Here is a 1318-nt window from a genome sequence, read left to right on the forward strand (position 1 = left end):
GCCAGCATCGTTCCGGCTCCCGAAGGCGCCAACGCTACCGGCCGCGTGACAATTCGGGAGCTTATCCATCAGACGGAAGCGGCCACCTTAAATGCCGTGCTCCATGCGGCTGCACGCGGAAAACTGATCATCCCGATCGCCCGTACCTTTCCGCTGGACCAGCTCGGTGCCGCTCACGCCGCACTTGCTGTCGGCGCACCCGGAAAGGTTGTGTTGAAACACTAATCCCCGCCGCACCACGCCACTCCTTTAGATGCAGGCTGCCAACACATCAGGGCGAACGACCGATCTCCGGCACGAGTCCCTTGTTGAACGCGCGTATTCCCGCAGATTTCGGCCCGGTCACTGTGCTTTCGCCACGCCGCTAAATGAATCGGGAGTCGCTGCCTCAATTCGATCGGACGGCTCTGTCAGGTTGATGGGGAGGGGGCGGCGGTAGAAGGTTTTGTCGCGTTAAGAGTACGATACGAACAAACGGCAGTTTAAGGAAGACTACTTATTCGGCGAGTGAGTAGAACTGATCGGCACGAGTGTATCCGAGGCCACGGACTTGCATTTGGCCCTTGACGATCATACGCATGAGCTCGATGCCGCTCAACAGGATCCGGGCGCAACGAAAATTCTTGAAGCCAAGCATAGGCCGCGTGCGTCGCGTGATCGCCTGATGATCTTGCTCGACAACATTGTTCTGATACTTGTTCTGACGAATCCTGATCGGTGTTTGCCGCTCCTCGTTGAGAGCATCCAGCGCGGCCAGGTTCGCACCGCTTTTATCGATTGTCACCGTCTCGGGTTCGCCGTTTTGCTCGATTGACTTTTCGAAGTAGCGCTGCGCCGCGGCCTTGTCGCGATGGGCACACAGCAGAAAATCCACCGTGTTACCCTCCTTGTCGACTGCCCGGTACAGATAATTCCACTGGCCTCGGACCTTGATATACGTTTCATCCATTCGCCAGCTCCGGCCGACGGCTTTCTTGTGGCGGCGGAAGGCCTTCTCCAGGACCGGCAACACCTTGATGGCCCAGCGGTGCACAGTTGAATGGTCGACCGAGATTCCGCGCTCCGCCATCATCTCTTCCAGGTGTCGAAGGCTCAGCCGATACGCCACATACCAGCGCACGCACGTCAGGATCACGTCGAGTGGATAGTGCAAACGCTTGAGCACTCGTGCCAAAGCTGGATTGAGAGTCGTCATCAAGCGTCCGATCGTTCGTATTGTCAGAGTGCTTGATATTACTGCGACAAAGCCGCCTGGCAGGGGGAAGGATTGGAACCTAGCGGTTGAGCGGCCCATGGCGGCCGCGCAGGAAGTGCCGCG

General features: G+C 58.1%; 2 protein-coding genes. One reads left to right on the forward strand and one right to left on the reverse strand.

Going from position 1 to position 1318, the window contains the following annotated elements; all coding sequences use genetic code 11:
- The coding region (locus WM40_RS27020; RefSeq protein ID WP_046154636.1) for a zinc-binding dehydrogenase at positions 1-225 on the forward strand (225 nt) is incomplete at its 5' end.
- A 271-nt stretch (positions 226-496) separates the two neighbouring features.
- On the opposite strand, the gene WM40_RS27025 is transcribed toward WM40_RS27020, so the two are convergent.
- On the reverse strand, positions 497-1195 hold the full coding sequence (locus WM40_RS27025) for an IS6 family transposase (RefSeq protein WP_046154637.1): 699 nt from the start codon (positions 1193-1195) through the stop codon (positions 497-499).
- Positions 1196-1318 lie beyond the last annotated feature (123 nt).

The sequence above is a fragment of the Robbsia andropogonis genome (genome assembly GCF_000970345.1).
Taxonomy (GTDB): domain Bacteria; phylum Pseudomonadota; class Gammaproteobacteria; order Burkholderiales; family Burkholderiaceae; genus Robbsia; species Robbsia andropogonis.

Excerpts from the sequence above, each read along its gene's own strand:
- WM40_RS27025 (WP_046154637.1), bottom strand. The coding sequence starts at position 1,195 with ATGACGACTCTCAATCCAGCTTTGGCACGAGTGCTCAAGCGTTTGCAC.